The 26,963-nt window shown below is 69.0% G+C and carries 30 protein-coding genes; 25 read left to right on the forward strand and 5 right to left on the reverse strand.

Going from position 1 to position 26,963, the window contains the following annotated elements; translation table 11 throughout:
• Positions 1-5 precede the first annotated feature (5 nt).
• The 12 genes from O148_RS14340 (at position 6) to O148_RS0102520 (ending at position 10,423) form a co-directional block, all read left to right on the forward strand.
• Positions 6-1,058, forward strand: a complete 1,053-nt coding sequence (locus tag O148_RS14340; RefSeq protein WP_084156996.1) for a helix-turn-helix domain-containing protein — start codon at positions 6-8, stop codon at positions 1,056-1,058.
• Between the two features lie 221 nt (positions 1,059-1,279).
• Entirely contained in the window at positions 1,280-1,909 is a 630-nt protein-coding gene (locus tag O148_RS18215; RefSeq protein ID WP_338035366.1) for an ArdC-like ssDNA-binding domain-containing protein, read from the forward strand.
• Complete coding sequence (locus tag O148_RS18220) at positions 1,846-2,376, forward strand: ImmA/IrrE family metallo-endopeptidase (RefSeq protein ID WP_338035367.1); 531 nt, start codon at positions 1,846-1,848, stop codon at positions 2,374-2,376. The genes O148_RS18215 and O148_RS18220 overlap by 64 nt, the downstream gene beginning before the upstream one ends.
• The gene (locus O148_RS0102480) at positions 2,376-3,290 is read left to right on the forward strand and encodes a bifunctional DNA primase/polymerase (RefSeq protein WP_026529656.1); all 915 of its coding nucleotides are present in this window, start codon (positions 2,376-2,378) and stop codon (positions 3,288-3,290) included. Before O148_RS18220 ends, O148_RS0102480 begins: the two co-directional genes overlap by 1 nt.
• Positions 3,287-3,997, forward strand: coding sequence for a helix-turn-helix domain-containing protein (locus O148_RS0102485; RefSeq protein WP_026529657.1), 711 nt, complete (start codon positions 3,287-3,289; stop codon positions 3,995-3,997). Before O148_RS0102480 ends, O148_RS0102485 begins: the two co-directional genes overlap by 4 nt.
• Positions 3,994-4,398 carry a hypothetical protein gene (locus O148_RS0102490; protein ID WP_026529658.1) on the forward strand — a complete coding sequence of 135 codons (405 nt, stop codon included), beginning with the start codon at positions 3,994-3,996 and terminating at the stop codon, positions 4,396-4,398. Before O148_RS0102485 ends, O148_RS0102490 begins: the two co-directional genes overlap by 4 nt.
• Before the next feature lie 92 nt (positions 4,399-4,490).
• Positions 4,491-5,387: a hypothetical protein gene (locus tag O148_RS0102495; RefSeq protein WP_026529659.1), complete on the forward strand. Its 897-nt coding sequence runs from the start codon at positions 4,491-4,493 to the stop codon at positions 5,385-5,387.
• Positions 5,384-6,409 (forward strand): ParB N-terminal domain-containing protein, encoded by a 1,026-nt coding sequence (locus tag O148_RS0102500; protein WP_026529660.1) that lies wholly within the window; start codon positions 5,384-5,386, stop codon positions 6,407-6,409. Before O148_RS0102495 ends, O148_RS0102500 begins: the two co-directional genes overlap by 4 nt.
• Before the next feature lie 41 nt (positions 6,410-6,450).
• The gene (locus O148_RS0102505) at positions 6,451-7,140 is read left to right on the forward strand and encodes a hypothetical protein (RefSeq protein WP_026529661.1); all 690 of its coding nucleotides are present in this window, start codon (positions 6,451-6,453) and stop codon (positions 7,138-7,140) included.
• Positions 7,141-7,153: 13 nt separating this feature from the next.
• Positions 7,154-8,782 (forward strand): M23 family metallopeptidase, encoded by a 1,629-nt coding sequence (locus O148_RS0102510; RefSeq protein ID WP_026529662.1) that lies wholly within the window; start codon positions 7,154-7,156, stop codon positions 8,780-8,782.
• A gap of 172 nt (positions 8,783-8,954) precedes the next feature.
• Positions 8,955-10,082, forward strand: coding sequence for a tyrosine-type recombinase/integrase (locus O148_RS0102515; protein WP_026529663.1), 1,128 nt, complete (start codon positions 8,955-8,957; stop codon positions 10,080-10,082).
• Positions 10,082-10,423, forward strand: coding sequence for a helix-turn-helix domain-containing protein (locus O148_RS0102520; RefSeq protein ID WP_026529664.1), 342 nt, complete (start codon positions 10,082-10,084; stop codon positions 10,421-10,423). The genes O148_RS0102515 and O148_RS0102520 overlap by 1 nt, the downstream gene beginning before the upstream one ends.
• Before the next feature lie 120 nt (positions 10,424-10,543).
• Here O148_RS0102520 and O148_RS18060 read toward each other — a convergent pair whose 3' ends face one another.
• Complete coding sequence (locus O148_RS18060; protein ID WP_240470768.1) at positions 10,544-10,753, reverse strand: hypothetical protein; 210 nt, start codon at positions 10,751-10,753, stop codon at positions 10,544-10,546.
• Between the two features lie 45 nt (positions 10,754-10,798).
• Here O148_RS18060 and O148_RS0102525 point away from each other — a divergent pair, with 45 nt between their 5' ends.
• The gene (locus O148_RS0102525; RefSeq protein ID WP_240470769.1) at positions 10,799-12,097 is read left to right on the forward strand and encodes a hypothetical protein; all 1,299 of its coding nucleotides are present in this window, start codon (positions 10,799-10,801) and stop codon (positions 12,095-12,097) included.
• Between the two features lie 9 nt (positions 12,098-12,106).
• On the opposite strand, the gene O148_RS0102530 is transcribed toward O148_RS0102525, so the two are convergent.
• On the reverse strand, positions 12,107-12,553 hold the full coding sequence (locus tag O148_RS0102530; RefSeq protein WP_026529666.1) for a phosphatase domain-containing protein: 447 nt from the start codon (positions 12,551-12,553) through the stop codon (positions 12,107-12,109).
• 97 nt (positions 12,554-12,650) lie between these two features.
• On the opposite strand from O148_RS0102530, the gene O148_RS0102535 reads away from it, so the two are divergent.
• The 7 genes from O148_RS0102535 (at position 12,651) to O148_RS0102565 (ending at position 18,983) form a co-directional block, all read left to right on the forward strand.
• Positions 12,651-12,917 (forward strand): DUF6112 family protein, encoded by a 267-nt coding sequence (locus tag O148_RS0102535; protein WP_026529667.1) that lies wholly within the window; start codon positions 12,651-12,653, stop codon positions 12,915-12,917.
• Positions 12,918-13,042: 125 nt separating this feature from the next.
• Entirely contained in the window at positions 13,043-13,312 is a 270-nt protein-coding gene (locus O148_RS0102540) for a DUF6112 family protein (protein WP_026529668.1), read from the forward strand.
• 28 nt (positions 13,313-13,340) lie between these two features.
• Positions 13,341-14,672 carry a TrbL/VirB6 family protein gene (locus O148_RS0102545; RefSeq protein WP_026529669.1) on the forward strand — a complete coding sequence of 444 codons (1,332 nt, stop codon included), beginning with the start codon at positions 13,341-13,343 and terminating at the stop codon, positions 14,670-14,672.
• A gap of 6 nt (positions 14,673-14,678) precedes the next feature.
• Positions 14,679-16,145, forward strand: a complete 1,467-nt coding sequence (locus O148_RS0102550) for an SCO6880 family protein (protein WP_026529670.1) — start codon at positions 14,679-14,681, stop codon at positions 16,143-16,145.
• A 47-nt stretch (positions 16,146-16,192) separates the two neighbouring features.
• Positions 16,193-16,993, forward strand: coding sequence for a hypothetical protein (locus tag O148_RS0102555; protein WP_240470770.1), 801 nt, complete (start codon positions 16,193-16,195; stop codon positions 16,991-16,993).
• Positions 16,994-17,034: 41 nt separating this feature from the next.
• Positions 17,035-17,502, forward strand: coding sequence for a hypothetical protein (locus tag O148_RS16895; RefSeq protein ID WP_026529672.1), 468 nt, complete (start codon positions 17,035-17,037; stop codon positions 17,500-17,502).
• On the forward strand, positions 17,499-18,983 hold the full coding sequence (locus tag O148_RS0102565; protein WP_035744512.1) for an ATP-binding protein: 1,485 nt from the start codon (positions 17,499-17,501) through the stop codon (positions 18,981-18,983). Before O148_RS16895 ends, O148_RS0102565 begins: the two co-directional genes overlap by 4 nt.
• An 872-nt stretch (positions 18,984-19,855) precedes the next feature.
• On the opposite strand, the gene O148_RS0102570 is transcribed toward O148_RS0102565, so the two are convergent.
• From O148_RS0102570 to O148_RS0102580, 3 genes are all read right to left on the reverse strand, one after another.
• On the reverse strand, positions 19,856-20,461 hold the full coding sequence (locus tag O148_RS0102570; protein WP_026529674.1) for a cadmium resistance transporter: 606 nt from the start codon (positions 20,459-20,461) through the stop codon (positions 19,856-19,858).
• Entirely contained in the window at positions 20,458-20,814 is a 357-nt protein-coding gene (cmtR, locus tag O148_RS0102575; RefSeq protein ID WP_026529675.1) for a Cd(II)/Pb(II)-sensing metalloregulatory transcriptional regulator CmtR, read from the reverse strand. The genes O148_RS0102570 and cmtR overlap by 4 nt, the downstream gene beginning before the upstream one ends.
• An 80-nt stretch (positions 20,815-20,894) precedes the next feature.
• Positions 20,895-22,072, reverse strand: a protein-coding gene (locus O148_RS0102580; RefSeq protein WP_420805736.1) for an IS3 family transposase whose coding sequence is annotated in 2 segments (ribosomal slippage) — positions 20,895-21,803 and positions 21,806-22,072 — 1,176 coding nt in all. Because the reading frame shifts where the segments join, the coding sequence is not laid out codon by codon here.
• Positions 22,073-22,538: 466 nt separating this feature from the next.
• Between O148_RS0102580 and O148_RS0102590 the strand changes: the two genes are divergently transcribed.
• The 5 genes from O148_RS0102590 to O148_RS0102610 all read left to right on the forward strand — a co-directional run bounded on the left by O148_RS0102590 (position 22,539) and on the right by O148_RS0102610 (position 26,916).
• Positions 22,539-23,051, forward strand: a complete 513-nt coding sequence (locus O148_RS0102590) for a hypothetical protein (RefSeq protein ID WP_026529678.1) — start codon at positions 22,539-22,541, stop codon at positions 23,049-23,051.
• Between the two features lie 53 nt (positions 23,052-23,104).
• Positions 23,105-24,826, forward strand: a complete 1,722-nt coding sequence (locus O148_RS0102595; protein WP_051498920.1) for a type IV secretory system conjugative DNA transfer family protein — start codon at positions 23,105-23,107, stop codon at positions 24,824-24,826.
• A gap of 80 nt (positions 24,827-24,906) precedes the next feature.
• Entirely contained in the window at positions 24,907-25,494 is a 588-nt protein-coding gene (locus O148_RS0102600) for a hypothetical protein (protein WP_026529680.1), read from the forward strand.
• The gene (locus tag O148_RS0102605) at positions 25,491-25,703 is read left to right on the forward strand and encodes a helix-turn-helix transcriptional regulator (protein WP_026529681.1); all 213 of its coding nucleotides are present in this window, start codon (positions 25,491-25,493) and stop codon (positions 25,701-25,703) included. Before O148_RS0102600 ends, O148_RS0102605 begins: the two co-directional genes overlap by 4 nt.
• Positions 25,687-26,916: a tyrosine-type recombinase/integrase gene (locus O148_RS0102610; protein ID WP_026529682.1), complete on the forward strand. Its 1,230-nt coding sequence runs from the start codon at positions 25,687-25,689 to the stop codon at positions 26,914-26,916. The genes O148_RS0102605 and O148_RS0102610 overlap by 17 nt, the downstream gene beginning before the upstream one ends.
• Positions 26,917-26,963: the final 47 nt, after the last annotated feature.

Consider the following 26,963-nt stretch of genomic DNA (forward strand, 5'->3'; position numbering starts at 1 on the left):
GCGGGATGGTCGAGACCCGCCCGTCGCGCAGTCCTCAGCGCGGTCCGTCTGGTGCCCGCGAAAGAGGTGGTCAGGAATCCCATCCCAGGAATGCGGTTGATGAGCCCGAATCGGTCGCCGCGTCGAACCAACACGAGTCCTGCAGTCTCCGCGGTTTCGCGCCCATCCTCGCCCGGAACCGCATCATCGTCCAGCCGGTCGGGCCGTTGGCCTACGACTGCGTTCAGGTCATCGTCGTTCGCGATGGAAGCGCCATCCTGTTTAGCGAGTTCAAGCAGAAGTTGGTCAAGTTTGGGGACGTGATTCTCCTGGGGGCCAACACACTGCTTGGGGGTGAACCCGAGGGTCGTGCAACTGTGACGACGGTCTATCTCGATACCGACTACTTGATCGACCAGATTTTCTGGCAACACGTCGGCATATTACGGGACCGCCTCGACGCGCAGTGCTTTGCCGAGACTATGTATGCCGAGCCTGCGCAGGTACTTCATATCGGCGAAGATCGAGCGAGAATGCTGATGCCGCGTCTCGATGAGCTGGTTGCTCTCAGTATCGATGGCCGATTCGCGGAGAACTTCAATCGAATGCAGGCATTGTGGTTCAGCATCGCTCATGTCGTGACTCCCTTTATCAAAACCTCACCGATCCGTACATCCCCGACGCAGCGCGCGACCGCGATACCCTCGCTACCTCGTGTTCGTCGGTTTGCGCCGTTGCGCACAGAAGCGCGCAAGGTCGCTGAACTCTTACGGACGGACCCGGCGCGGCGTTGGTCCGTGTCGGAATTGGCAGATGAAGTACATCTGTCGAAGTCACAGGTCAACCGCATCTTCGTTGAGGCGTACGGGAAGTCACCGATCGCTTACCTGACCATGCAGCGAGCCGAGCGGATGGCGCATCTTCTACGCACGACGTCCCGCTCTGTTGCGGCGATCGCTCAGGAGGTGGGCTGGAGCGATCCTGACTTCGCCGCTCGCCAGTTCCGCCGCGGCGTCGGCCTTACTCCCAGCGACTACCGGACGATGCATCGGGTGACGTCCACGCAAGCGGCCGGGTGAAGGACGCATCTGTCCGGGTGATAGCCGCGGGATCGGTGGCCGCAGGCCCCCGGGCCAGTTCCGATCCGGTAGGCCGGTAGAGACTCGTCGGGTTCGTCGCGGAGCCTGGCGGTCGCCAGTCTTGTTCCGTCGTCCGTCTCGTCTTCCTGATCCGCCCGGCGTACCTCGCGGTCGCACGGTCGCTCCCCCTCGGAGTGGCCCTGGCGGAAGGAGGTCAGACGATGGCTGCGAACGAGGACAAGCAGGCGACACGGCAAGCGACGCTCGACGCGCTGGAAGAACGCATCGTGCGCTCGGTCGAGGAACTGGTCTCGGGCGATGACTGGCGCCGTGCGATCGAGTTCGCGGCGAGGTTCCGTACCCGCTCGTTCAACAACACGCTCTTGATCTGGGCGCAACATCTCGAAGCTTATGAACAGGGCCGGGTGCCGACGCCGACGCCGACCTGGGTGGCGGCGTTCAAGGACTGGCGGAAGATGGGTCGCTGGCCGGAGAAGGACGGCGGCTATCGGATTCGCGGTCCGGTCAAGGCGAGGTTCGCGTCGGCCACCCCGCGCGATCCGGCGTCGTGGCGACGGCTGGGGTCCTGGGAGAAGCCGCGACCGGGCGAGGTCGTGCGCAGGCGGATCGTCAGCGTCGTCCCGGCCTATGTGTGGGACGTGTCGAGGACGCACGGCGCACCGCTTCCCGAGCTGCCCCGTCCGAGGCTGCTGGAAGGCGAAGCCCCGGCCGGGCTGTGGGAGGGCCTGACCGAGCAGGCGGAGTCGCGGGGTTCGAGGTGCTGCGGATGCCGCGCGACCGCATCGAACGGGGCGCGAACGGCTGCATCGACTTCGAGACCCGGCAAGTGATGGTCTGCGCGGACATGGACCCGGCCGCGCAGGTCAAGACCCTCGCGCACGAGCTGGCGCACGTCCGGCTGGACGGCCCGAATCAGCGGGACGACGCCCGCGAGCATCGAGGAATCAGCGAGGTACGCGCGGAGTCGGTCGCGTTGATGATCGCCGCCGCACACGGCATGGACACCAGCGACTACACGATCCCGTATGTCGCCGGATGGGCGAGCAACGTGGACGGGAAAGACCCCGTGGCGGTGGTCCGCGCCACGGGCGAGCAGGTGCGCAGCACCGCATTCGACATTCTCGACAAGCTCGACACCACACAGCTCGGGAACGGCAACCCGCTGTCCCTGCGTGTCGATGGCCCGGAGCACACGCCGCAGGCCCAGGAGACGCCAGAGCAGGCCGCGCGCCAGGTCGAGCCGCTGCCGGAGCGGGAGACGCCGGCGGCCTCAGTCGGCTCGGGACGGGGCCTGTGATGGTCACCCCCGCCACGGCTGCCGCCGTGTTCGGTCAGCTCGACGGGGCACCGTTGCCGGTCGCGGCTGGTGAGCTGGCGCGGGCCGGAGTTCCGGTGTTCCCCTGTGCGCCGGCCGGGAAGCGGCCGATCCCGGAGCGCGGATTCCACGAGGCCAGCATCGACCCGAGCCGTGTTGAGGCGTGGTGGCGGGCGCGGCCGGCCGCGAACATCGGCATCCCGACCGGTGCCGTCTCGGGGCTGGTAGTGATCGACGTGGATGTGCACGGCGTCAACGGGTACGCCGCCTACGCGCGGTCAGCCCGGGCCGGGCTGATCCCCGAGCCGCTGGCGGTCGTGCGCACACCCACCGGCGGCCAGCACGCCTACTTTCCAGCCGACCCGAACCAGGCGCAACGGTCCTGGCAGGCAGGGAAGGTCGGCATCGACTGTCGCGGGGACGGCGGCTACATCATCGCCCCGCCCTCGCTGCTACGGCTCGACGGCCTGCGCACGCCGTACCGGGTCGAGCAGCTCGCGGCCGGTGCGGCCTGGCCGATAGATGCGGGCCGGCTGCGAGACTTCCTTGATCCTCGGCCCGCGCCTCGGCCGCGCCTCGGTGGGCCAGTGCGGCGCGAGGATGCGGAGCGGCTGGCGACGTGGCTGGGGCGGCAGGCCACAGACCGCAACCTCAAACTCTTCTGGGCCTCGTGCCGGTTGTCCGAGGGCGGGGTGCCGCTCACGGATGCCCTGGACGCGATGGTGACGGCCGCACAATCCGATTTCGGGGAGCGGGAGATCACCCGCACCGTCTACAGCGCCTATCGCAGCGTCGGCGCCGGAGCCCGCCGGGACCGTCCGGCCGCATCGGCTTCGGGCGAGTTCGCTCGCGGGAACGCGCAGCAGCGGGCGCCCGCCACGCGGGGGCTGTCATGAAGGAGCTACGCGGCCGCCGGTGGGCGGTCATCACCTCGGTCGCCGGGACGGTGTTCATCGCTGCCGGCGCGTTCTGGTTGTCGTTCACGTCCCTGGCCGACCTTGCCCGCCGCTCCGGGATCGGGGCCGGGCAGGCGTGGGCGTGGCCGCTGATCGTCGACGGCGTAATCGTGGTCTCCACGGTGGCCGTCGTTGCCCTCGCCGGTGAGCGAGCGGCGTGGTATCCGTGGGCGTTGCTGGTCGGCGGTGCCGCGGTGTCGGTGACGGCGAACTCGCTGCATGCGGTGGTCGCGGCCGACGCCGACGTGCCCGGACCGCTCGCGGCCGCGGTCGCTGCCGTGCCGCCGGTCGTGCTGCTGGCGATCACGCATCTGACCGTTGTGCTGACCCGCGCCACCGCACGCCCGGCTACTGCGCTCGAGTTGCCGCCGGCGCTCGAGCCGATCACCCCGTTGCCCCAGAGCGAGACGGCATCTCTTGACCCGCCATCTACGGCGGCAGGCGTCACCGCTGCGGACACGGACGGCGGGCCGGATCGTCGGGCGCTGGCGGCAGAGCTGCGAGAGCAGGACTGGTCGAACAAGGCCATCGCCCGGCATTTGGGCGTGCATCCCTCGACGGTGGGTCGCTGGCTGCCTCGTGCTCACCAGTCCGATGAGGCCGACCCGTCCGGGTCGCAGCCCGAGATGGAAGGAGCCCTGCCATGAACGATCAGGACCGGATGCGGGAGCAGCATCGCTCCGAGCCCGAGCCGCCACCCCGTAAGCGGAACGACCTGAACCCAACCGAGGCGACCGAAGCAGCGGGGACGCCGGATGCGGTCAAGGCCGCCGCGTCCCGCACGGCGGCGAAGGAGAAGCTGGCGCGGGTACGGGGCCGGGGCGTGGATTGGGTGCGCCCGACCGACCTGATCGCCCAAGGCGGCGGCCGGCTGTCCCGCCGGGGCATCGACCGGACCGCCGATATGAACCGGCACGTTCGCGCCCCGATCGAGAAGGGCGCCCGCTGGGTCGCCGAGCGAGCCAAGCGTCTGCCGCCTCTGAGCGCCTTCGGCCGTCGCGGCGGCGCCGAGCAGGGACCGCACCGCTCCGGGGTCGGGATGAGGTAGCCGGGTGGTGATGAGTCATGGGCGCTCATTCCGTCAAGGCGAGCCCCGCAGTCGTCTGCGGGTGCACCTCGCCGTCGGGAGGTGCCCAGACCATGACCAACGACACCAGCACCATGAGCGAGACCAGCGGCCGGACGGCTGAGGACTACCGCACCAGCGAGGGCCTGCGTGCCCTGCTGAAACGGCTGCACGCCGCCGGCCAGCGCGCCTGGGAGCACGACCCGGTAGCGGCAGAGCTGATGGCGTTCGCGGCCGAGAAGTACGCGGCGCTGGCGCACAAGCACCGGCTCGATCCGTGGGAGGCCGCATCGGCGGCGTTCGACGTGATGCGCACCAAGGCCGCCCGCACCGCCGATGACCCGTGGGCGGTCATCACGCACGCGGTACGGATCACCTGCATCGCCGAGGAACGCGGCCAAGGGCTGCTGTGCTCGACCCACCAGGCACGCCGGCCCCGCTACTCGATCTTCCACGACCCCGAACGGCTCTCCGACCGCGAGAACGTCCTGAGCGACTACCATCCCGCGTTCCAGATCAAGGACGCCCACGACCGCGACAACACCCCGGAGCAGGCACCGGCCGAGCCGGCGGCAACCACCGCGGCGTCGGCGGTCGAGGACGCGATCACGCTGCTGATGCTGCTGGACTGGCCCGAGGGCACGGCACGCCCGGCGGTAGAACACGTCTGCGTGGCGCTGACGCGCGTCGGGAACCGGCACACCGCCTACGAGACACTGCGACGCGACAAGCACGCCCGAGCCCTGATCGACCTTCCTGGCCGGTCCTGGGCGGTGCTGCTGCGCGCCCTGCTCGGCTGCCCGGACCCGGCGCTCGCGGCGACCGGCGCGGGACGCGGCATCCTGCTGCGGCTGCTGATCGGCGAGACCCTGCCGGTGCTGCTGCGCGATGACGACCTCGTGCTCACCCTCTCCCTGGCCGCACCGGGCATCAGCAAGCCGGGCGCGAGAAAGGCGCGAGGTGCGGGATGAGCGCACCGGCCGGACACATCGAGCTGGAGCGGGCGGTTGACTCCATCACTGTCGGCCGCCGGCACCGCACGGACCTGGGCGACATCGACGCGCTCGCGGCGTCGATCGACCGGGACGGTCTGTTGCAGCCGCCGACGATCACCCCGGACGGGGTGCTGGTGTGCGGGGCGCGCCGGATGGCCGCGATCAAGAAGCTCGGCTGGCGCCGCGTCAGCGTGTGGGTGCGCTCCGGTATCTCGGACCGGCTGGGGCATCTGCTGGCCGAGCAGGACGACAACCAGCTCCACAAGCCGCTCACCGCGATCGAGGCCGCCGCCTTGTACCGGGAGATCAAGGAACTCATGGCCGAGGACGCCGCACGCCGCAAGGCCAAGACCCAGTTCCACGAGGGCCACGAGCCCGGAAAGCATGGTCCCGCCGATTCGGCGGGACCATCGGACTCGCACCAGCTCGGAGACGCTCGGACACAGGCGGCGCGGATGGTGACCGGCTCGGCGTCCTACAGTCGGCTGGAACAGATCGGCTACCTGCAACACCTGGCCGACGATCCGAGCACCCCGGAGACGATCCGCGTCCAGGCGCGGGACGGGCTGACGCAGATCGAGGCCGGTGCGGCGGTCAACCCGATCTTCCAGCGCCTCCGCGACAGCCAAGCCAAGGCCGACAGCGAGCGGGACCAACGGTTGCACGAGCTGGCCGACGAAGCCCTGGCCCGCGTCCACGCCGCCAAGACCAGCAAGGCCAGCAAGGTCAGCAAGCCGGCCACGCCGAAGCGTCGCCCCGTCGTTGAGGACGAGGAACCGACGCGGTACCCGCTGCGGGCGTTCGTACTGACCTGGGGCGACCTGGAAGCGTGGTGGACCCACTACGACGTGGACGAGCTGGCCGTCGAGCTCACCGACGAGCAGGCCGAGGCGTTCTTCGCCACCGTCGAGGGCACCACCGAGTTCGCCGACCGGCTCCGCACCGCCCGCACAACCGTCGCTGAGTCGGCGGGCCGGCCGCTGCTGCGCGCCCTCTGATGCACCGGTAGGGCCAGTCACCGGCGGGCTCACCTCTGGGCATGAAGACGAATCTCGCTTCCTGGTCCCGTGGCCGACTCATCGCGGTGATCGCCGCCGGCCTCGTGCTGCTGCTCCTGATCGGCGTCGGCGTGTATGGGCTCATCACCGGCCCACGACAGCCCACCGATCGCGCGCCCGATCCGGCTCCGACCATCACCGCTCCGGGTGAGTCCGAGCCCGGCGAACCGGGGCCGCCGCGGGTGATCCCCTCGCACGACCCGGATGAGTTCGCCCGCAATGTCGCTGAGGCGCTGTTCGCCTGGGACACCGGCTCCGGGCTGATGCCGCTGGATTACTCCGCCGCGATCTTGGAGGTCGGGGACCCCTCCGGCCATGAGCAGGCGGGCCTCGCCGCCGACATCGCGTCCTATCTGCCGTCGCGGGAGGCGTGGATCGAGCTGCGCAAGTACGCCACCACCCAGCATCTCACCATCGAGTCCTCGTTCGTGCCCCAAGCATGGGACACCGCGGTTGAGCAGGCCCAGTCCGGCCAGCTCCCGCGTGGTGCGACCGCGATCACGATCGAAGGAACCCGGCACCGCGAGGGCGTCTGGAACGGCGAACCCGTCACCAGCGAGCACCCCGTGGCCTTCACCGTGTTTCTGGCCTGCCCGCCCCCGGCGCCGGAGTTCCGCACCGGCCCGTGTCACGTGCTGCGCCTGTCGCAGCTCGACAACCCGCTGCGATGACAGAAGGCACGCCGTGGTCAAGAAGCTCCTCATCCTCGGACTCGCCTTCGTCCTGTTCGGCCCTGCCTGTGTCCTGATGGCGATCGGCGTGCTGATGAACCCCGCCGCCGCGAACTGCGCCGTCCCCGGCGGCAGCGTCACCGTGGGCAACGTCCCCGATTCGTTGACCGTCACCACGCAAGACGGCACCACGTTCACGCTGAACAAGACCCAGCTCACGCACGCGGCCACGATCATCACTGTCGGCGGCGGCATCGAGGGCGTCGGCCGGCCCGGCATCAAGATCGCGCTGATGGCCGCGCTCACCGAGAGCACCCTGCGCCAGCTCGCCAACACCAGTGCCTACCCCGAGTCCGCGAACTACCCCAACGACGGCAACGGCGGCGACCACGACTCCCTCGGCCTGTTCCAGATGCGCCCGCAATCCGGGTGGGGAACCGTCGCGGAGCTGATGGACACGAACTATCAGGCCCGCGCGTTCTACGGCGGACCCGATGGACCTAACTATCCCTCGCCGCGGGGCCTGCTGGACATCCCCGGCTGGGCCCAGATGGACCCCGGCGAGGCCGCGCAAGCCGTCGAGGTCAGTGCCTACCCTGACCGCTACCGCAACTACGAGCCGGTCGCCGAACGCATCCTCGACGCTCTCACCGGCGCGACGGGTGCGGCTGGCCCGGCCACCGCCTCGGTGGTGGCCGGTCCGGTCGCGGAGTCCTCGCGGGTCGTGTTCCCGCTCCCCGAGGGAACTTGGGTGCTCACCAGCGAGTTCGGGCCGCGTATCCATCCGATCACCGGGGAACCGTCGTTCCACACCGGCACCGACTTCGCCGCACCGGACGGCACGCCGATCCTCGCCGCCGCAGACGGGACCGTGACCGTGGCCGAGTTCTCCGGCGGCTACGGCGGACTCATTGTCATCGAGCACCAGATCGACGGGCAGACCGTGGCGACCGCCTACGCGCATATGTGGCAGTCCGGCATCCTCGTCGCGGCCGGAGATCGTGTGACCGCGGGCCAGCACATCGGCGATGTCGGCAGCTCCGGGAACAGCACGGGGCCACACCTGCATTTCGAGGTCCGGCCCGGCGGCACGAGCGGCGAGGCCGTCGACGCGGCCAAGTGGCTTAACGACCACAACGCGGTCGACCTGCCCGAAGCCACGGTCGGCAGCCCGAACGAGTGCAGTTCCGGTGGAGCGCCGGGCGATCCCGCCCCGCTGGACGGCGACCCCGACCAGATGGTCGATGACCCCACCAGCGACGGGCAGATCACCGCGCGGATGGCGCACGTCATGGCCCAAGCCCGTGCCGCGTTCCCCGACAGCTCCTGGGCCTGCTACTCGCCCCGGCCCGGCACAACGTCAGAGCACCCGCTGGGCCGGGCGTGTGACATCACGTTCGGGAACCCGATCGGGACGCACCCGACGCCCGCGCAGCTCGAGGACGGGTGGCGGGTGACGAACTGGATGAAGGACCACGCCGAGTCGCTGGGCGTGGAGTACCTGATCTGGCAGGGCCAAATCTGGTCCCTGGCCCGCGACGCCGAAGGCTGGCGCCCCTACAACGGCGGCGGGATGCACGACCCCGGCGACGTGACCGGCGGCCATTACGACCACCTGCACGTCACCGTCAGGGCCAACTAGCAATTATTACGTTAGATGTAATCCGCGACGGCCGGAATCGTGCGTATTCGCTGGTCAGGCAAGGGTACCAGGGGTCACTGATCTGAGCCTTGAACCCGGCTCTTGACCAGGGGAAACGCACCAAGTCTTACGTTAGATGTACTTTTCATACATTAGATGTAAGACTGTTGGAGTGGACTTCGAGGACGGGAACCGCGCCGGATCGGTGACGGCGTTGCGGGCGGGCAACGTGGCGTTGCTGCGTCCGGCGGAGCAGGTCTTCGATGACATGCTCACGGGCTGGTCGGCGCAGCAGGTCTCACGGATGCTGAACCCCAAGACGATCGGGGCGCGCTTGTCGCAGGTGCGCCGGTTCGCCGTGTTCTGCGGGAGCTTGCCGTGGGAGTGGTCGCCCGCCGATGTCGAGGAGTGGACGACCGAGCTGGTCTCCGGCGACAAGCCGTGCTCGCACGGCACGATCCGCTCGTATCAGAACGCGGTCGCGTTGTTCTGCGACTACCTGACCGACCGCCGCTACGGCTGGATCGAGCGATGCGAGGAACTGTTCGGCACTCATCCGGTGCAGGTCTGCCATGAGTGGAACACCGCGATCCACACCAGCGATCACGAGGCACGCCCGGCGGTCCGGCCACTGTCGCGGGAAGAGGTACAAGCCTTCTTCGACTACGCCGACGATCGCGCCGACCATGCTCGCACGCGCGGAAAGAAGGGCTGGAAGTCGGTGTTCCGCGACGCGACCCTGTTCAAGATGATCTACGCCTTCGGGCTGCGCCGCCGCGAGGTCGGGATGCTGGACCTGCATGACTTCACCCGCAACCCGACCGCGACCGAGTTCGGCCGGTACGGGGTCTGCAACGTCCGCTGGGGCAAGGCCAGCAAAGGCTCCCCGCCCCGTCGGCGGGCGGTGCTGGCGGTGTTCGACTGGACCCGCCCAGTGATCGAGGAATACGTCACCGACGTGCTGCCGCTGTTCGACACGGCAGGCGCCGGGATGCTGTGGCCGACCGAACGACAATCCAGGATCACGGGCAGCTACATCGGGATGAGGTTCGCCGAGTACCGCGACGACCTCGGCTTCGACGCCGCGCTGCACCCGCACTGTCTGCGGCACTCGTATGTGACCCATCTGATCGAGGACGGCTTCGACCCGCTGTTCGTGCAGCAGCAGGTCGGGCACCGGTGGGGATCGACCACAGCCCTCTACACCGGCGTCTCGGGCGACTACCGCAACCGCACCCTGCGCCGCGCCCTGGACGCCGCGTTCACCCCACCGACCGCAACCGAGGAAGGATCACGCTGATGACGAAGACCGTCGCCTACCACTGGCACCTGCGCAAGATCATGAACGAGCACGGCATGAACGCCACCACCGAACTGGTGCCGCTGCTGGCCGACCGGGGCGTGGTGATGACCTCGACCCAGGTCTACCGGATCGTCACCGGCGAGCCGGAGCGGTTGAACATGCGGCTGCTCGCCGCGCTCTGCGACATCCTCGACGTCACCCCCAACGACCTGATCGAGCCCTACGTCGCCACCAGCTCGCGGCGCGGACGCAAGACCGGCACCACCGGCACCAGCACGCAGTCCAAGCCCAGCCGGAACCGTCCAACTCGCGCAGTCATCAAGCCTGCTGGGGACTGACCGGACCAGATGGCGAGCACGATCGTCCCCGGTGAGTGTTTCCGCTGCGGACGGGTGAGGAACCTGCGCTGGAACCACACACTCAACCGGGGTGAGTGTCGGGCTTGCCGCGCCCGCCGCTCACCCCAGGAGACCTGCACCGGCTGCGGCAGGCAGCGGCGAGTCAACGCCCGCACCAGCGACGGCGGCGCTATCTGCACCACCTGCTACGCCCGAAACCGCGCCGGTGAGGATGCTTGCGAGGGATGCGGCACTATCGGCCCGCTCGCCACCCGAGCTGGCGGGAAGTCCGATGGATCGCGGGATCTCTGCGTTCGCTGCTACCGGCACCCGCGTCGGTCCTGCGGCGTCTGCGGCCGGCTCAAGCGAGTCGCGTTGAAAGCGACCGCCGCGAGCCCGGACGTCTGCCCGACCTGCTACCAAGCGCCGGTCATCGACTGCTCCATCTGCGGCCAGCGGTCGCTCGGCCGGCGAACCACCAACCACGGCCGGCCCCGTTGCTTCGCCTGCCAAGCCACCCAGCAGATCGACGCCGCGCTCACCGGCCCGGACGGCACGATCCGACCCGAGCTGAAACCCGTCCGCGATGCCCTGACCGAGCTACGCCAACCCCGCTCGCTGCTGAACAACTGGCACGACTTGCCGAGCCTGCACCTGCTCACCGACATCGCTCAAGGCCGGCTCGACCTGTCACACGATGCTCTCGATGCCCGCCCGCAAGTGTTCTCGGTGACCTACCTGCGCGCGATGCTCGTCGCCTCCGGCGCGTTGCCGCCCCGGGACGAGAACGCCGCCCGGCTACACCGCCACGCCGCCGAAGCCGGCGCCGACATCACCGATCCCGAGCTGCGCGGCGTGCTGTCCCGCTATGCCCGCTGGCACGTCGTCGGCCGCGCCAAGACCAACCGCCACGGCCACCTCACCGCTCATGTCGCCGCACGCTGCCGCAGCGACATTCACACCGCCCACGCCTTTCTCGACGACCTGACCGCGGGCGGTCACACCCTCGACGACTGCCCGCAAGCCTGCGTGGACGCCTGGCTCAGCACGAGCCGCAGCACCCGCCTGGGGTTCGTCCGCTGGCTCACACGAGGCGGCTACCTACCCCGAGTCACGTTGCCCGAACCCGTCGCGGCGAAAGACCCCGCCCATCAGGTTGACGCCGAAGATCAGCTGGCCCTTGCCCGCCGACTCCTGCACGACTCCACCGTCGCCAGCATCGAGGATCGCGCCGCCGCCTGCCTGATCCTGCTCTATGCCCAGCCCGTCGCGAAGATCGCCGCCCTCACCACCGACGACATCGGGGTCCGCGACACGGGAACCTATCTGCGGCTCGGCCGCGAACCGCTGCTGCTGATCCCGCCTCTGGACGGGCTGGTCACCGCGCTACCGGTCGTCAAGCCGTTCGGCACTGCGAGCATCCTGGCTGATGCCCGGTGGCTGTTCACTGGCAAGAACGCGGGCACCCATCTTCATCCCGCTTCACTCATGCGGCGGATGAACCAGCTCGGCATCTTCACCCGCGCCAGCCGGAGCACCGCGCTACTGCACCTGGCCTCCACGACCCCGCCCGCCGTGTTCGCCTCGCTCATCGGCATCCACATCACCACCGCGACCCGCTGGGCTGAACTCACCGGCTCAGCCTGGAACACCTACGCCGCCGCCCGACGCTGACGACCAAGGTCACTCCCGCTCCGTCTGAAGCAAGGTCGCGGTCTGCTCTACCCAGCGTCGTTGCCTGCCCGTCTCGACAGCTCGCCGGTGATAGTGGGAACGGACCCACGCCACCGCGTCTTCTGGCGCGACACCGCTCATCGTTGCCAGCAGCGCCAAAGCCGTCCCGGTCCGCCCGATGCCGCCGCCACACCCGATCTCGACTCGCTCCTCACCGGCACGTTCCCACGCCTCACGCAGCGCCGTCGTCGCGTCGTCGGTCGAGTCCGGTAGCCGGAAGTCTCGCCACCGCACCCAGCGATGAGGCCAAGGACCAGGCGCTGGGTCACGGCCAAGTAGATAGACCGCGAAATCGGGGGCAGGCACATCGCCGCGCGGCCGGCGCACGCCGACGCCGCGGATGCGTCGCCCGTCGGGCAACACCACCACACCCGGCTCGTCAGTCCATGCGTCCACACTTCAACGCTAGCCCGACGGCGGCGGTCCTGCCTGCGCACCTCGCCAGCATGGATTTCGAACGCTTCGAATACTTGCGATCCCCGGTTGGTTCGTGATGGAAGTGTTCCCCGACTTCGACGGGCTCGGAGGCATCGGTGATCTGAAACAGGTCATCGGCGCCCTGCTGATGTTCGTGCTCATCGTCGCGGTGCTCATGGTCATCGTCTCGGCGATCTGCTGGGCGCTGGGCGCCTCGCACGGCAACCACTCGCTTGCCTCCAAGGGCCGGGTCGGGGTGCTCGTCGGCGTCGGCGCCGCCGCGCTCGCCGGCGCGGGGGTGGCGTGGGTGAACTGGCTCATCGCCCTCGGCCAACAGCTCTGATCCTCCGTCGCCAGCAGGCCCGCTCTCTGCGTTGGGAGCGGGCCTTTCGTCTGCCCGGTCTCGCCAGTCGCTCCCTGGTTCACCTCGTCGCCACAAGCCATTCGCTCAGCGAGGGAGTAACCGCCGTGATCGACATCGACCCCAACAGCTCGGGACTGCCCGGCATCGACCAGCTCCGCACCATCGTTGGCGCCGTGATGACGGTCGGCCTCATCCTCTCCGTACTGGCGCTAATCGTCTCCGCGATCGTCTGGGCCTACGGCGCCAACAGCTCGAACCCGCATCTGGCGGGCAGGGGCAAGCTGGGCGTTCTCATCTCCTGCGGTGCCGCGGTGATCTGCGGCGCGGCGGTGACGCTCGTGAACTTCTTCTGGAACGTCGGCCAGGCTGTATAGGGCCGCCGGTCACCGCAGGAGATTTGAGATGGGTGTCTGCGACGTTCCCGTGATTTCGACCGTCTGCGACGTGGCGGGCGAGGCTGCCGCGACGGTCGTGGCTGCCCCGTTCGACTGGCTCGCCCAGGCGATGGGCGGCGCGGCCGGCTGGCTGATCGAGGCGATGTGGGCCGTGTTCGACACGACCACGCTGGTCGATGTCCAGACGGACGGGTTCACCAGCGTCTACAACCTGATCTTCGGCATCGGCGTCTTCCTCGTCCTGATCTTCTTCTGCCTGCAACTCATCACCGGGCTGATCCGCCGCGACCCGACCGCGCTGTCCAGAGCCGCGCTCGGCGCGGCGAAATCGGTGCTGGGCGCGTTCGTGGTCGTCACGCTGACCGCGCTCGCACTGGAAATCGTGGACCAGCTCAGCATCGGCATCATCCAGACGTCCGGCGAGACCACCGAGACGATGGGCGACAAGATCATCCTGCTCGCCGCCGGGCTCAGCGGCATCAACATCGCCGCGCCCGGCGTCGGCGCGATCGTCACGATCTTCCTGGCCGGGCTGATGATCGCCGCCGTCGCGATCGTCTGGTTCAGCCTGCTGATCCGCAAGGCGCTGCTGCTGGTCGGCGTGGTGCTGGCACCGATCGCGTTCGCCGGCGCGTCCTGGGACGCCACCAAAGGATGGATCGGGAAATGGGCGGCGTTCGTGATCGCCCTCATCATCAGCAAGCTCGTGCTCGTCGTCATCTTCTTGCTGGCGATCACGCAGATCGCCACCCCGATCGAGCTGGACATCGCCGCCGTCACCGAACCGATCACCGGCATCGTGCTCATGGGCATCGCGGCCTTCGCGCCCTACATGGTCTACCGCTTCGTGTCGTTCGTGGGCTTCGACCTGTACCAGCAGATGGGCACCGAGCAGGAGGCCAAGAACGCGCTCAACCGTCCCGTCCCGATCCCCTCCAAGCCCCAAGGCGGCGGCGAGCCCAAGAAGGTTCTCGAAGACCCCAATGACGGCGCGTCGGACGCAGGATCAGGTGGCACGCCTCCGCCGTCGCCCGCCCCGGCGCAGGCACCTGCCGCGGCCGGCGGTGAAACCGTGGGCGCCGAAGCCGGCGCCTCCGCCGCGGGCGCGGGACCGGCGGCAGCCGTCGTGGTCGGAGCGAAGGTCGCCAAGGATGCCGCCGAGGCCGGGCCGAAGGCCGGGCACGCGGTGGCCGGTCAGGCCGAGACCGCCGCCGACGCCGCAGGCGGGCAGAACGGCGGCACCCCGCCGCCGTCGCAGACGCCCCCGCCGTCCACGCCGCAGCCGAGGACGCCCACGGAGCCGTCCAACCCCACGGCATCGCCGTGGGGCAAGGAGTGACCACCCATGCCCACCACGGACCAGAAGACACCCGGTAGCGAGCTGACGCCGATGAAGTTCAGCCGACTCACCCGCCGAGGGGTGCTGCTCGGCCTCTCGGTCGCGCAGCTCATCACCCTCGGCATCGGCGGCCTGGCGCTGCTGGCCGCGTTCTACGGCGGCGCCGGGATGCTGCTGGTCTACACCGCCCCGGTCTGGCTGCTCGCGGTCGTGCTGACCTGGGTGCCCATCGCTGGGAGGCCGATGGTCGAATGGCTCCCTGTCGCGCTCTGGTGGCTGTGGCGCTCCACCGGCGGGCAACTGCTCTACCGGCGGCGGATCGTCAAGCCCCGCCCTGCCGGAAGTCTCGCGCTGCCCGGTGACATGGCCCGGCTTCGGGAGCACCTGGACCCCGAGACCGGGGCGTGCATGATCCACGACCCCCGCCAGGCAACCTTGACGGTCGTGACGGAAGTGACCCATCCGGCATTCATCCTGCTCGACCCCGGCGAGCAAGAGCGCCGCGTCACCTCCTGGGGGCGAGTGCTCGCCACGGTCTGCCGGTCCGGGCGGATCGCGACCCTGCAAGTGCTCGAACGAACCCTGCCCGACTCCGGTAGCGGGCTGGCCGAGTGGTGGGCCGAGCACGGCACCGACGACGGCTCCTGGGCCGCGACCACCTACCGCGAACTGATCGAGCGGGCCGGCCCCGCCGGGGAACGGCACGCCACCACGGTCAGCCTCTCCCTGGACATGAAGGTCGCCTCCCGGCAGATCAGGACCGCCGGCGGCGGCATCCGCGGCGCCGCCGCGGTGCTCCGGCAGGAGATGGCGACGCTGGTCGCCGCGCTGCGTTCGGCGGACTTGACCCCTTCGGGGTGGCTCGGCCCCGGTCAGGTCGCGGTCATCCTCCGCTCGGCGTATGACCCGGCCGTGGCCGCCACCTTGGAGCGCCACGGGCGGCTCGGGCAGGAGCTCGCCGCCGCCGGCCCGGTCGCGGTCACCGAGACCTGGGGCAACCTGCGCACCGACTCCGCCTGGCACACCGTGCTGTGGGTCTCGGAGTGGCCCCGCAGCCTCGTCTATCCGGGGTTCCTCGCGCCGGTGCTGCTCTCCACCGGCATCCAACGGGCTGTGTCGCTGATCTACACCCCGATGCGCTCGGACCAGGCGGCCCGCGACATCCGCAAGAAGAAGGTCGAACACATCTCCGATGCGGCCCAGCGCGCCCGAATCGGGCAGATCGAGGACGCCGCGCAGACCGCCGAATACCAAGACGTTCTCCAGCAGGAAGCCGACCTGACCGCCGGCCACGGGATTCTACGGGTCTCCGGGCTCATCTCCGTCTCCGCCCCCAGCGTCGACGAGCTGGAAGCCGCAGTCGCCGCGATCGAACAAGCCTCGATCCAAGCCTCCTGCGAGACCCGAAGGCTCGTCGGCCAGCAAGCCGTCGCGTTCACGGCGGCCGCGCTGCCGCTGTGCCGCACGGTGTGACCGGCGCGCTCACCTGGCAGGCATCCCACCCTCGTTGAAGGAGGCCCATGATGCCGACATACACGAACCCGACCAGCGATGCCAGCGATGCCTACGAGGCGTTGCGCGGTCTGGCTCACGCCAGCCGTAGCTTCGAGGACCCGTCCGAGACCTACGTGGTGATCGGTGAGCTGTTGGGCGGGCTGCGATCGCTGCGGCAGGTGCTCGACCAGCTCGCCGCCGCCCATCTGAGCCGGCAGCATCACGTCACCGACGAGTCCCGCGAGTACAGCGGCGGTGCGGCCGAGGCGCTGGCCGCAGCGGATGAGCTGCACCAGGCCGGCACGCTCATCGACCAGGCCGACGACCGCCTGAGCGCGGCCATGACCCACTCGGGCCGGATCGTGTGGAACCCGCAGGACCGGATGGTGGAGCGGTGGGTTGGCGTCGTGTTCCTCCAAGGCGAGGAAACCGACCGGGTGATCGACCTCATCGACGCCCACGGGGTCGAGGCGGGGATCGAGCATCTGTCGGCGTGGGACTACGGCGAGGAGACCACGAACGCCGCCTTGGAGAACGGCGACGTTCACGACACCGCCCCGGTCTATCCCGGTGACCGGCAGGCCGAGACCGGCGACTACGCGATGACCTACAACGCGATGGCCGGGCACGTCGCCCTGTACCGGCGGCACCTGATCCGTGCCGAGGACGCCATCGACAAAGAAGCAGGGGCGCACGTCCCGGCCCGCCGCCCGACGACAGGCCGTGAGCGAGAGACGGCCGGGCGGCGTAGCGCCGTCCGTGACGGGGGCTGGTTCGAGCATCCCGGCGTCGCCGCCGTCAAGCAGGCCCGCGGGCTGTCGCTCTGACATAGCCACCACGGAGACGTGCCGGCGCGCACCTGCCCGCCATGAACAGCGCAGACCCCACCGCTTCGATGTCCCGGCACGTCGGGACGCTCACCTTGACCGTCTGGCCGGACTCGCCGCTGGGCGAGCACCAGCGATATGCCTACCGCATCGAGGACACCGCGACCGGGCAGACGCTCGTCGGCCGGGACCTGTTCACCGGCGCCGGAGCGCCGGTCGCCCCGGACCGCGCGATGCGCGACCTCGCCGCCTTCCTGGCAGCGGCCGGCGACGCCCGCCAGTACGCCATCGACAACCCCGGCAGCAGGCCCGAGCATGAGTGCCTGTTTCCCGGATGGGTCGCGGAGGCCGCTCGCCAGAACGCGGACGCGCTGGCACCGCTCGGCATCGAGGGCCCGCCGCAGCCCAAGCCGGACATGCCACAGCAGCCTCGCCCGGCGCCGGACTCGTCATGGTTCGACCGTCCCGCCGGCGGTTGGGTCTCCGGGACGCGGGGGCGGTCGTTGTGAGCCGGGGCGAGAAGCTGCACACCGCTGTCCTCGTCACTCCCGCCTCGGAGCGGCGCCGGCTGCGCAAGCAGCGGCGGCAAGCCGCCGCCCGCCTCGTCGCCGAGCAGCGTCACGTCGAGAAGGAAGCGGCCCAGGCCAAGGCCGCCGCCGAACGGGCTGAACGCCGTGCCACGGTCTACCTGCCCGCCGCCGGCGAGCCCGGCCCGGCCGCGCTGAGGACACCGGGCCACTTCCGGGTGGCCCGGCATCAGGACACCAGCGCCGTGCTCGCCGGGCAGTACCCGTTCCTGGCCGAAGCCGGGCTCGGAGCCGCGGGAATCTTCATCGGCCAAGACCTCTACAGCGGCTCCTCGTTCGTGTACGACCCGTGGGAGTTGTACCGCAGGGGCATCATCACCGCGCCGAACCTGATCTTGGCGGGGATCGTCGGGTCCGGGAAATCGTCGCTCGCCAAGAGCCTCTACACCCGCAGTCTGCCCTTCGGGTACCGCGTCTATGTCCCCGGCGACCCCAAAGGCGAGCACTCCGGCGTCGCCGAAGCAGTCGGCGGGAAAGCGATCATCCTCGGGCACGGGATGGGCAACAGGCTCAACCCCTTGGATGAGGGCTACCGGCCCGGCGGCCTGTCCGACCAGGAGTGGGCCACCACCCTCGCCGCGCGACGCCGCGATCTGCTCGGAGCCTTGACGGAGACGGTGCTGGATCGGCGGTTGGCGCCGTTGGAGCACACCGCGATCGACACCGCCCTGGCCGGCGCGGTCCGCGACGCGGACGTGCCGATCCTGCCGATGGTGGTCGACCGGCTGCTGCGCCCCGACCCTGCCGACGACCCGGACGGCCGGCTCACCGAGGACGGCCGCCAGGTCGGCCACGCGCTGCGCCGCCTGGTGGCCGGGGACCTGGCCGGCCTGTTCGACGGGCCGAGCACCGTCAGGTTCGACCCGTCGCTGCCGATGGTCAGCCTCGATCTTTCGCGCGTCACCGAGAACAGCACGTTGATTTCGGTGCTGATGACCTGCTCGTCGGCATGGATGGAAGCCGCCCTGCTCGACCCCAACGGGGGCCGCAGATGGGTCGTCTACGACGAGGCATGGAGGCTCATGTCCCACCCGGCGCTCCTGCGCAGGATGGACGCCCACTGGCGTCTCGCCCGGCACTACGGGCTGGCCAATCTCTTGGTGTTCCACAAGCTCACCGACTTGGAGAACGTCGGCGATGCCGGATCGGCGAACCGGGCGCTGGCGAACAGCCTGCTGGCAAACGCGGAGACGAAGATCGTCTACCGGCAGGAGACCGATCAGCTCGGCCCCACCGCCGTCGCGCTCGGGCTGACCGGCACCGAACGCCGCCTGCTGCCCGGACTCGGCACCGGGCAAGGGCTCTGGCGGATCAAGGACCGGGCCTTCGTCGTGCAGCACCAACTCCACCCCGCCGAGCTCGCCGCGTTCGACACCACCGCCCGCATGACCGGCAAAGGCTAGAGCCGTCGCCCGCGATCGATTCCCATTCTACGCCTGTCCGCATAGCGTCCCGCTTACGCTGGAAGCATGGCTGTGGACCCCGCACTTTCCGAGCTCGCTCGCCCGATTGAGGACGGACAGCCGTGGCCGCGGCCTGCGTGCCCCAAGTGCCAGACCGGATACATCGGATTCTCAGCGCCCACCGAGGATGAAGGACACGATTCAGCTTCCGCGCGCAACCACCCTGCGTTCGAGCCGGAGTGGATTTCCGGCACGTTTGTCGTCCGCGGTCAGTGCGAGAATCCCGAGTGTCGACAGGCTGTGCACGGCACGGCGACTATCGCGTGGACTACTCCCACAGGTCGAACCGCGATGATTTCGAGTACCAAGGCATCGCCTATTCCTCGTACTACACTGTGACGCACCTGCATCCGCCGATGCTGATAATGCCGATCCCGAGATAGGCACCCGACGAAGTAAGAGAGGGTGTGCTGCGCGCTTCTCGCGTGCTTTTCGCTGATCCTGGTCTGGCCGCAACTGCGCTGCGTGCCACGGTGGAACGGTTCTTGACTTCAGAAGGAATCTCTGCAACTCGACCATCTGGGCAATTTCGGAACGCGCAGGCGGTGGATTCTACGAGGACGGCCACCGCTGCCCGGGTGAACCGGCGACGGTGGACCTCCTCGCTTCCGCTGCGGGACGGTTGGCCGCTGCGGAGTACACAGTCCCAGGCCAGGACTTTCGGGTCGACTTGCGGCGTTTCCCGGCACAACCAGAAGACGGGTTCGTGCTCATCCCCGCGTGACCAGGTCTCGCGGGGATGAGCACGAACCCCTGAAACCGAGGCGCAACCTGGCTTTGGAGACCCCAGTTCGCTTTGTCTTCTTCATGCGTCAGAGCCCGAATGCCCCGCCGCTGATCAGGATGAAGATGCCCAGGCCGATGAGAACGATTGGGAACAGGATGTGCTCCCAGCGTTCCAGGATTTCCGCGATCCGACGTCTGGTGGCGATGAATTTGGCCACGAACACCAGGACCGCAACGAGAGCGAGGAACACAACACAGTATGCGACCACGGCGGCAGGCCCCACACTGAGGAAAACTGGAACGTAAACACCGATGTTGTCCCCGCCGTTGGCGAAGGTGACTCCTGCCACGGCCCAGACAGCGACCTTCCTGCCTTCAATCTTGCCCTCATCATCGTCGTCATCGTCATGCCGCCGACGCCACGCCTGCCAGGCCGCCCATAGCCCCAATCCCAAGGGGATCAGGCCGAAGTATGGGATGACCTCAGGAGGCAGGAACGCTCCGGCGCCGAGGGCTACGAGTACGGCAGCGCCGAGAATACCTGCGAACCCCAGATACTGTCCAACTAGGATCCGAACCGTCGTGCCTCGCTGCCCTGCACCCCGGGCGAAGAACAGTGAGAGCACGATGATGTCGTCGATATTCGTGGCAAGGAACAGGCCGATCGCTTGCAGGATCGAGAGCAGGATCATATGTGCACCTCCGCCGTGCATTCCGAAACAGCGCAGGAAGGGTCGATGCAGGTCGCTTCGTGATCCACAGCCAAGGTCGTATCCAGCAGAGCGGTAAGCGCACGGGTGAGACGGGGGTCTGCGACCTCGTACCGCGTTCGGCGGCCCTGAGGTTCGGCCACGACGATGCCGCAGTCGCGAAGGCAGGTCAGGTGGTTAGAAACGTTGGACGGACTGAGATCCAGATCGCGGGCCAGTGCCGCAGGATAGATCGGGCCGTCAAGCAGGGTCATGAGAATGCGTGAACGTGTCGGGTCGGCCATTGCTCGGCCGAGCCGGTTCATCACGTCCAATCGATCGGTTATAGTCAGCACCCAATGAACATACACGCTTCGCTGTATGATTGCCAAAACCGTTCCTTGGGCGTGAGGAACGAACTGGTGACAGTTTCGGTTTAGGCCGCGAGTGTGAGCGGCTCGGTCAGTTTGGCTTCGAATTCGATGGGCGTCAAGCCGCCGAGGGTGTCCTGGGCGCGCTGACGGTGGTACTTCCGCTCGATCCAGACGACGATGGCGAGTCGCAGCTCCTGCCGGGTGGCCCACCGTTGCTGGTTGAGCACGTTCGTCTGTAGCAGTGACCAGAACGACTCCATGGCGGCGTTGTCTCCGGCGGCGCCGACGCGGCCCATCGATCCGACCATGTCGTGTCGGTTCAGTTCGCTGGCCATCGCTCTGCTGCGGAACTGGCTGCCTCTGTCGGCGTGCAGGATGCAGCCAGCGACCTCGCCGCGGCGAGTGACGGCGTTGCGGACGGCGTCGACGGCGAGCTTCGCGGTCATCCGGTCCGAGATCGAGTACCCCACGATGCGGTTGGAGAATACGTCCTTGATCGCGCAGCAGTAGAGTTTGCCTTCGCTCGTCCGGTGCTCCGTAATGTCCGTGAGCCAGAGCCGGTTCGGCGCGTCAGCGCGGAACACCCGTTTGACGTGATCGTCGAACACGGGCGGGCCGGCCTTCTTGCCCTTCCCGCGCCGTCGGCGTTGCGCGGACGAGAGAATCCCGGCCTGCGAGCACAGCTTCCACGCCGTCCGCCTGCTCATCCGCCACCCGGCTCGCCGCGCTTCGTCAGCGAGATATCGATACCCGAACGTCGGGTCGTCGTGGTGCGCGTCGTGCAGCGCGTTGATCCGATACGCGCGGAGGACGTCCGCGCTCCGCACGGGATCGTTTCGCCAGCGATAGTAGGGCTGGCGGGCGAGCTTGAGGACCCGGCACGACACCGTCACGGGAATCCCCGCGGCGGCGAGCTCAGCAACGAGCGGGTACGTCATTTTGGGGAGCCACCGAGTTTCAGGTTCGCCTGCGACAGATACGCCGCCGCACGCCGAAGCACCTCGTTCTCCTGCTCAAGCAACCGGATCCGCTTCTTCAGATCCCGCGCCTCGGCGGCATCGGCGGCGGTCTGGCCGGGACGGTTGCCGTCTTCGATATCGGCTTGTCGGAGCCAGTTCTGCAGCGTTGCTTCGCTGATGCCGAAGTCGGTGGCGATCTGTTTGATGGTGACGCCGCTCTCGCGGCGACGAGCGACCGCGACGACGTCTTCGCGGAACTCTTTCGGATAAGGACCGGGCATGATGACATCCTCCCCGCCAGCGCCTCCCGGCACTAACGATCAGTTGTCACCGATTCGTTCCTCACGCCCTTCCTCACGCCCAGGGCTAAGTGACTCAACCTCTGAGTCTGTAGACCGTCTCACCCGTGTTGACATCGACCACACGGCCGTCATCGCGCACGCGAAACCGTGTCTCGCCGGAATTGGCATCCACCACTCTGCCGTCGTCGCGGACACGGAATGATGTCTCCCCAGTGTGCGCGTCAACCATCCGGTTGCCGCGCACGCGAAACCGTGTTATCACCCGAACTCGCACTGACCGCCCGGCGGCCGTCCCAAGTTTCATCACTCATACGAAGAGCCTGCCAGAGACGTCCGACATTCCTCCGTACGCGGCAGAGGTTCGACCTGCACGGCTCGTACGTGCGCGCGGACGCCCAGGAGCGCCACGCATGCTCTCATGGCGGCGTTGACTCACCTCGACGCTATGAGGAAGCCCGAGCCTGAGCCCGTCCCGGTGTCCATTCCGCTCGTCGTGCTCGATGTGCGCGAGGACGGCACCGTGACCGTCACCGTCGACGGGAAACGGTTGGACCCTGACCCTTTCGCGCCGCCGTGGCGGCGCTCCTCGTTCGGGCAGATCATCGACCGCGCCACGAACGACCGGACGACACCGGCGAGGGTCGAGGTCCGCGAAGCGGACGGCACGACGTTCACCGACATCGTCGCCGCCCGCCGCCGGCGTTCCCGCCCCGAGCCCGAACCGGAACCGGCGGCGCAGGCCGGGCCGGTGTTTCACACCGTCGAGGGCAAGGGGTTCGTTCCGGGCGAGGACGTGGCGGTCGCAGTCGTCACCGGGCACACCGACGCCGCCCACTCCGGCACCGCGCGCGCCCTCATCGACCCAGCCGGGAACGGCGCCGACCGGACCGACGAGGTCATCGAGGTCATCCTGTTCGGCCGGGTCTCCGGCACCACGATCATCCGGCGAGTGCCGTGAACGAGCAGGGCCGGCAGACCGGCTCGTTCGGGGACGAGCTGACCAACGCCGCGATGATCGGGCTGGTCGTCCTGTTCGGCGTCGCGCTGATCCTGCGCGCCGCGGGATCGGTGGCCGCGTTCCTGACCGGCACGCCCCAGCCGGCCGGCGATCCCGCTTCCGGGGTCGGTGTGCTGTTCCACCCTGGTGATCCCGGCGCGGCGCTCGACGCGGACGGCCTGAACCCGGTCGTCTACTGGATCGTCGCCGGGCTGCTGCTCGCCGGCCTCGTGACCGGCGGGCTATGGGCGTGGCTGCGGTTGCGCCGCCACACCCACCGGATCGAGACCGACCCGCGCCGCATGGCCGGGATCGCCACACGGCACGAAGTCGCCGCCGCTGCGTCTGAGAAGGCGCTGCTGCGCCGCGCGGGAAACCTGCGCCCCGGCCTGGCTGACCCGAAGCCGGCGGACGTGGGCTACCGGCTCGGCACCTCCAAGGGCACCGGCGTGTGGGCGTCGGTCGAGGACTCGATCATGGTGATCGGGCCGCCCCGCTCCGGGAAGGGCCTGCATCTGGTGATCCCGGCGATCCTCGACGCGCCCGGCGCCGTCGTCGTCACCTCGACCAGGCCGGACAACCTCACCGCGACCATGCGCGCCCGTCGCAGGATCGGCCCCGTCGCGATCTTCGACCCGCAACACTTGGCCGAGGGTCTGCCCGCCGGTCTGCGCTGGTCACCGATCCGGGGCTGCGAGTCGCCGCAGACGGCGATGATCCGCGCCACCGGGCTCGCCGCCGGCACCGGCCTGTCCGCAGGCGGCGTCGACGGCGGAGGCTTCTGGGAGGGCAAGACACGGGCCGCGCTCCAAGCCCTGCTGCACGCGGCAGCGATCGACCATCGGCCGCCCGCCGAGCTGTTCAGGTGGACTCTCGATCCGACCGCGGCCGCTGACGCGGTGGCGATCCTGACCGGCTCCACGCAGGCTGCGACCGGGTGGGCCGAGTCTCTGGAAGCGATGATCGACTCCGACCCCCGCACCCGCGACTCGATCTGGCAGGGCGTCTCCTTGGCTCTCGGCTCCCTCGCGGACCCGCGCGTGCTCGACGCCGTATCGCCCGGCCCCGGTGAGGGCTTCGATCCCGAAGCGTTCATCCGCGACCGCGGCACGTTGTTCCTGCTGGCAACCGGGTCCGGTGCGGGAGCCAGCGCCGCGCTGGTCGCCGCGCTCGTGGAAGACCTCATCGAGACCGCCCGCCGCCTGGCCGCACGGTCGGCCGGTGCCCGGCTCGATCCGCCGATGCTGCTGGCCTTGGATGAGATAGCCAACCTCTCGCCGTTGCCGTCGCTGCCGACGCTGATGGCCGAAGGCGGCGGGTCGGGGATCACGACCATGCCGGTGCTCCAATCGCTCGCGCAGGCGCGGGACAATTGGAACGAGCACCAGGCGAACGCGATCTGGGACGCCTCGATCGTCAAGGTCATCCTCGGCGGGGCTTCCAACAGCCGGGACCTGCAAGACCTGAGCGCCTTGGTCGGCGAACGCGACGAATACACCGACTCCGTGACGCTGGGCGACCACGGCACCCGCTCCAACCAGCGGTCCGTGCGCCGGGTGCCGATCTTCCCGCCCGACCGCATCCGCCGGCTCCCGTTCGGGACCGGGATCGTGCTGCTGCGCTCCGCGGCCCCGATCGTCACCGACCTGCACCCCTGGCCCAAGCGTCCCGACGCCGGCCAGCTCGCCGCCGACCGTGCCGAGATCGAAGCCCTGCTCCGTCGTTCCGGCACCTGAACGCCGGTCGCGGCACGGAGCACCTGCCCGCCACAACGGCCCGGCACGAACCGGCGCCGGAGAGCAGACAGGAGCCCAGCATGTCCGACGAACCCGGTGGCGACGCCACGACGAACGATGTTCCCGACTCGGATGTGGACCAGATGGACGACGACGGCTACGACGAGCCGCTGATCGCCGAGCCGCCGCACCCGATCAACTGGAACCTGCTGAGTGCCGAGGACGCCGAGGCCGAGTGGTTGGAGCTCAACCGCTGGGTGGACTGGCTACGCCACACCTACGGGCTCCCCGCCTCCGTGATCCCGCCCGCCTGGCACATGCACCCGGAGCTGCTGTGGGAGCTGAGCGCGCTGCACCTTCACTGGCTCTGCGCCTACGACCCGGACCAGAACGGCAGCGCACCGCTCGGCTGGCACCGCGACTTCGCCGACGCCCGCCAGCGGCTCCGCGAATGGGTCGCCGCCTGCGGCACCCGGCTCGACCACGACCGTCCCACCCGGCAGACTGTCTGGCCCGGCGAGGAACCCGGCGACCCGATCGAGGACATCCCGATCACCGACCGCGATGCCGAGTTCGTGGAGTTCGTCATGGCCGACGTCCAGGCCCGCCGCGAGGCAGAGGAAGCGTTCTACCGCGACCTCGACCCGGACACCGGAGAAGTGTCGTGAGCGACAAGACCGAGGCACTCGTCTCGCCCCTGCTGGACAGCCGTGAGGTCGCCGCGTACTTGAAGGTCTCGGAGTCCACCCTGTCGCGGTGGCGCTCGGCCGGCACGGGGCCGCCGTTCCTGCGGCTTGGCGGGATCGCCCGGTACCGGCTCGACGCCGTGGACCGCTGGCTGAGCGAGCTGGAACACGACCGTGCCCCGCAGAGCTGAACCGCAGCCGACCGCCGAGCCCAAGCCGGTCCCGCCGATCGGCGTGAAGGTCTCCACAGACATGGAGCGCCGCTCCTACGGCATCCGCGCCCGAGCCCGGTGGACCGACCCGACCACCAAGCGGCGTGTCATCCGCTCGGAAATCGTGCGAGACGAAGCGGCCGCGCACGCGTTCTTCGACCAGCTCCGCAACTCATCGACCAAGGGCATGGACGTGTCCATGACGCTGCTGGAGTTCGTCACCTCCATCGGCGACCGGTGGGCGCGGGGCCTGGACCCGACCTCCACCGGCGAGACCTACGGGTACGGGCTGAAACTGCGCGTGCTGCCCGCGCTCGGGCACCTGCCGGTCACCCAGATCACCGCCGGGATCATCGACCGCACCATTGATGAGTGGGAGCAGCGTCACGGCGCGTCGACCATCAAGAACACCATCGCCCCGCTCGTGCGGGTGCTCGATGAGGCCGTGCGGGACGGGCTGATCCAGATCAATCCTGCGAAGAACCGCGCCAAGCGGAGCCTGAACCGCAACGCCTTCCGCGGCCAGTCCGCCGAACACACCTCCCCACGGGCGCACGCAATCCCGGACATGAAGACCCTCAACCGCCTCGCCAGGGCGTGCGGCAAGGTGCATCAGTCCTACAGCGACTTCGTGATGCTCGCCGCGCTACTCGCCGCACGGTCCTCGGAGGTCTCCGGGTTGCAGGTCGGGGACGTGGACTACGGCAAGAACCTCGTCGTGATCCGCCGGCAGGTTTTCCCCGGCAAAGGCGGCCTGGTTACAAAACCGACCAAGAGCCGCAAAGAACGCCGCGTGCCGATCCTCGAACCACTCCGGCCAGTGCTCGAACGCCTCACCGACGGGAAGGAGCCCGAGGACTCGTTGCTGGTCGGCCCGAAGGGCGGCTATCTCACCACCGCGACCGTCCGCGACGCCACCAACTGGGACGGCATCGTCGCGAAGCTCGGACTGCCCGACCTCACCCGGCACGGCCTACGCCACACCGGGGCAACCTGGATGGCCGACGCGGGCATCCCGCTGCACGTACTGCAAGACATCCTCGGGCACGCCTCGATGGAGACCACGCGCGGCTATCTCCACCCCGACGACCGCCACCTCGCCTCCGCCGCCGAGCAGGCCAACGCCTTCCTCTCCACCGCCGGACAACGCAAGAACGCCCGGCGCAGCAGCCCCGCGACCAGGGGCCTGTGATGCGCTCCGACGCCCGCGGGAGTGCTCCCGGAAGCGTTCTGGTCCCC

The sequence above is a fragment of the Haematomicrobium sanguinis DSM 21259 genome (genome assembly GCF_000688395.1).
GTDB classification, from domain to species: domain Bacteria; phylum Actinomycetota; class Actinomycetes; order Actinomycetales; family Micrococcaceae; genus Haematomicrobium; species Haematomicrobium sanguinis.

Coding starts and splice junctions, on each gene's coding strand:
- O148_RS14340 (WP_084156996.1), top strand. CDS start 6: ATGGTCGAGACCCGCCCGTCGCGCAGTCCTCAGCGCGGTCCGTCTGGT.
- O148_RS18215 (WP_338035366.1), top strand. CDS start 1,280: ATGGCTGCGAACGAGGACAAGCAGGCGACACGGCAAGCGACGCTCGAC.
- O148_RS18220 (WP_338035367.1), top strand. CDS start 1,846: ATGCCGCGCGACCGCATCGAACGGGGCGCGAACGGCTGCATCGACTTC.
- O148_RS0102480 (WP_026529656.1), top strand. CDS start 2,376: ATGGTCACCCCCGCCACGGCTGCCGCCGTGTTCGGTCAGCTCGACGGG.
- O148_RS0102485 (WP_026529657.1), top strand. CDS start 3,287: ATGAAGGAGCTACGCGGCCGCCGGTGGGCGGTCATCACCTCGGTCGCC.
- O148_RS0102490 (WP_026529658.1), top strand. CDS start 3,994: ATGAACGATCAGGACCGGATGCGGGAGCAGCATCGCTCCGAGCCCGAG.
- O148_RS0102495 (WP_026529659.1), top strand. CDS start 4,491: ATGACCAACGACACCAGCACCATGAGCGAGACCAGCGGCCGGACGGCT.
- O148_RS0102500 (WP_026529660.1), top strand. CDS start 5,384: ATGAGCGCACCGGCCGGACACATCGAGCTGGAGCGGGCGGTTGACTCC.
- O148_RS0102505 (WP_026529661.1), top strand. CDS start 6,451: ATGAAGACGAATCTCGCTTCCTGGTCCCGTGGCCGACTCATCGCGGTG.
- O148_RS0102520 (WP_026529664.1), top strand. CDS start 10,082: ATGACGAAGACCGTCGCCTACCACTGGCACCTGCGCAAGATCATGAAC.
- O148_RS0102535 (WP_026529667.1), top strand. CDS start 12,651: ATGGAAGTGTTCCCCGACTTCGACGGGCTCGGAGGCATCGGTGATCTG.
- O148_RS0102545 (WP_026529669.1), top strand. CDS start 13,341: ATGGGTGTCTGCGACGTTCCCGTGATTTCGACCGTCTGCGACGTGGCG.
- O148_RS0102550 (WP_026529670.1), top strand. CDS start 14,679: ATGCCCACCACGGACCAGAAGACACCCGGTAGCGAGCTGACGCCGATG.
- O148_RS0102555 (WP_240470770.1), top strand. CDS start 16,193: ATGATGCCGACATACACGAACCCGACCAGCGATGCCAGCGATGCCTAC.
- O148_RS16895 (WP_026529672.1), top strand. CDS start 17,035: ATGAACAGCGCAGACCCCACCGCTTCGATGTCCCGGCACGTCGGGACG.
- O148_RS0102570 (WP_026529674.1), bottom strand. CDS start 20,461: ATGATCCTGCTCTCGATCCTGCAAGCGATCGGCCTGTTCCTTGCCACG.
- O148_RS0102590 (WP_026529678.1), top strand. CDS start 22,539: ATGAGGAAGCCCGAGCCTGAGCCCGTCCCGGTGTCCATTCCGCTCGTC.
- O148_RS0102595 (WP_051498920.1), top strand. CDS start 23,105: ATGATCGGGCTGGTCGTCCTGTTCGGCGTCGCGCTGATCCTGCGCGCC.
- O148_RS0102600 (WP_026529680.1), top strand. CDS start 24,907: ATGTCCGACGAACCCGGTGGCGACGCCACGACGAACGATGTTCCCGAC.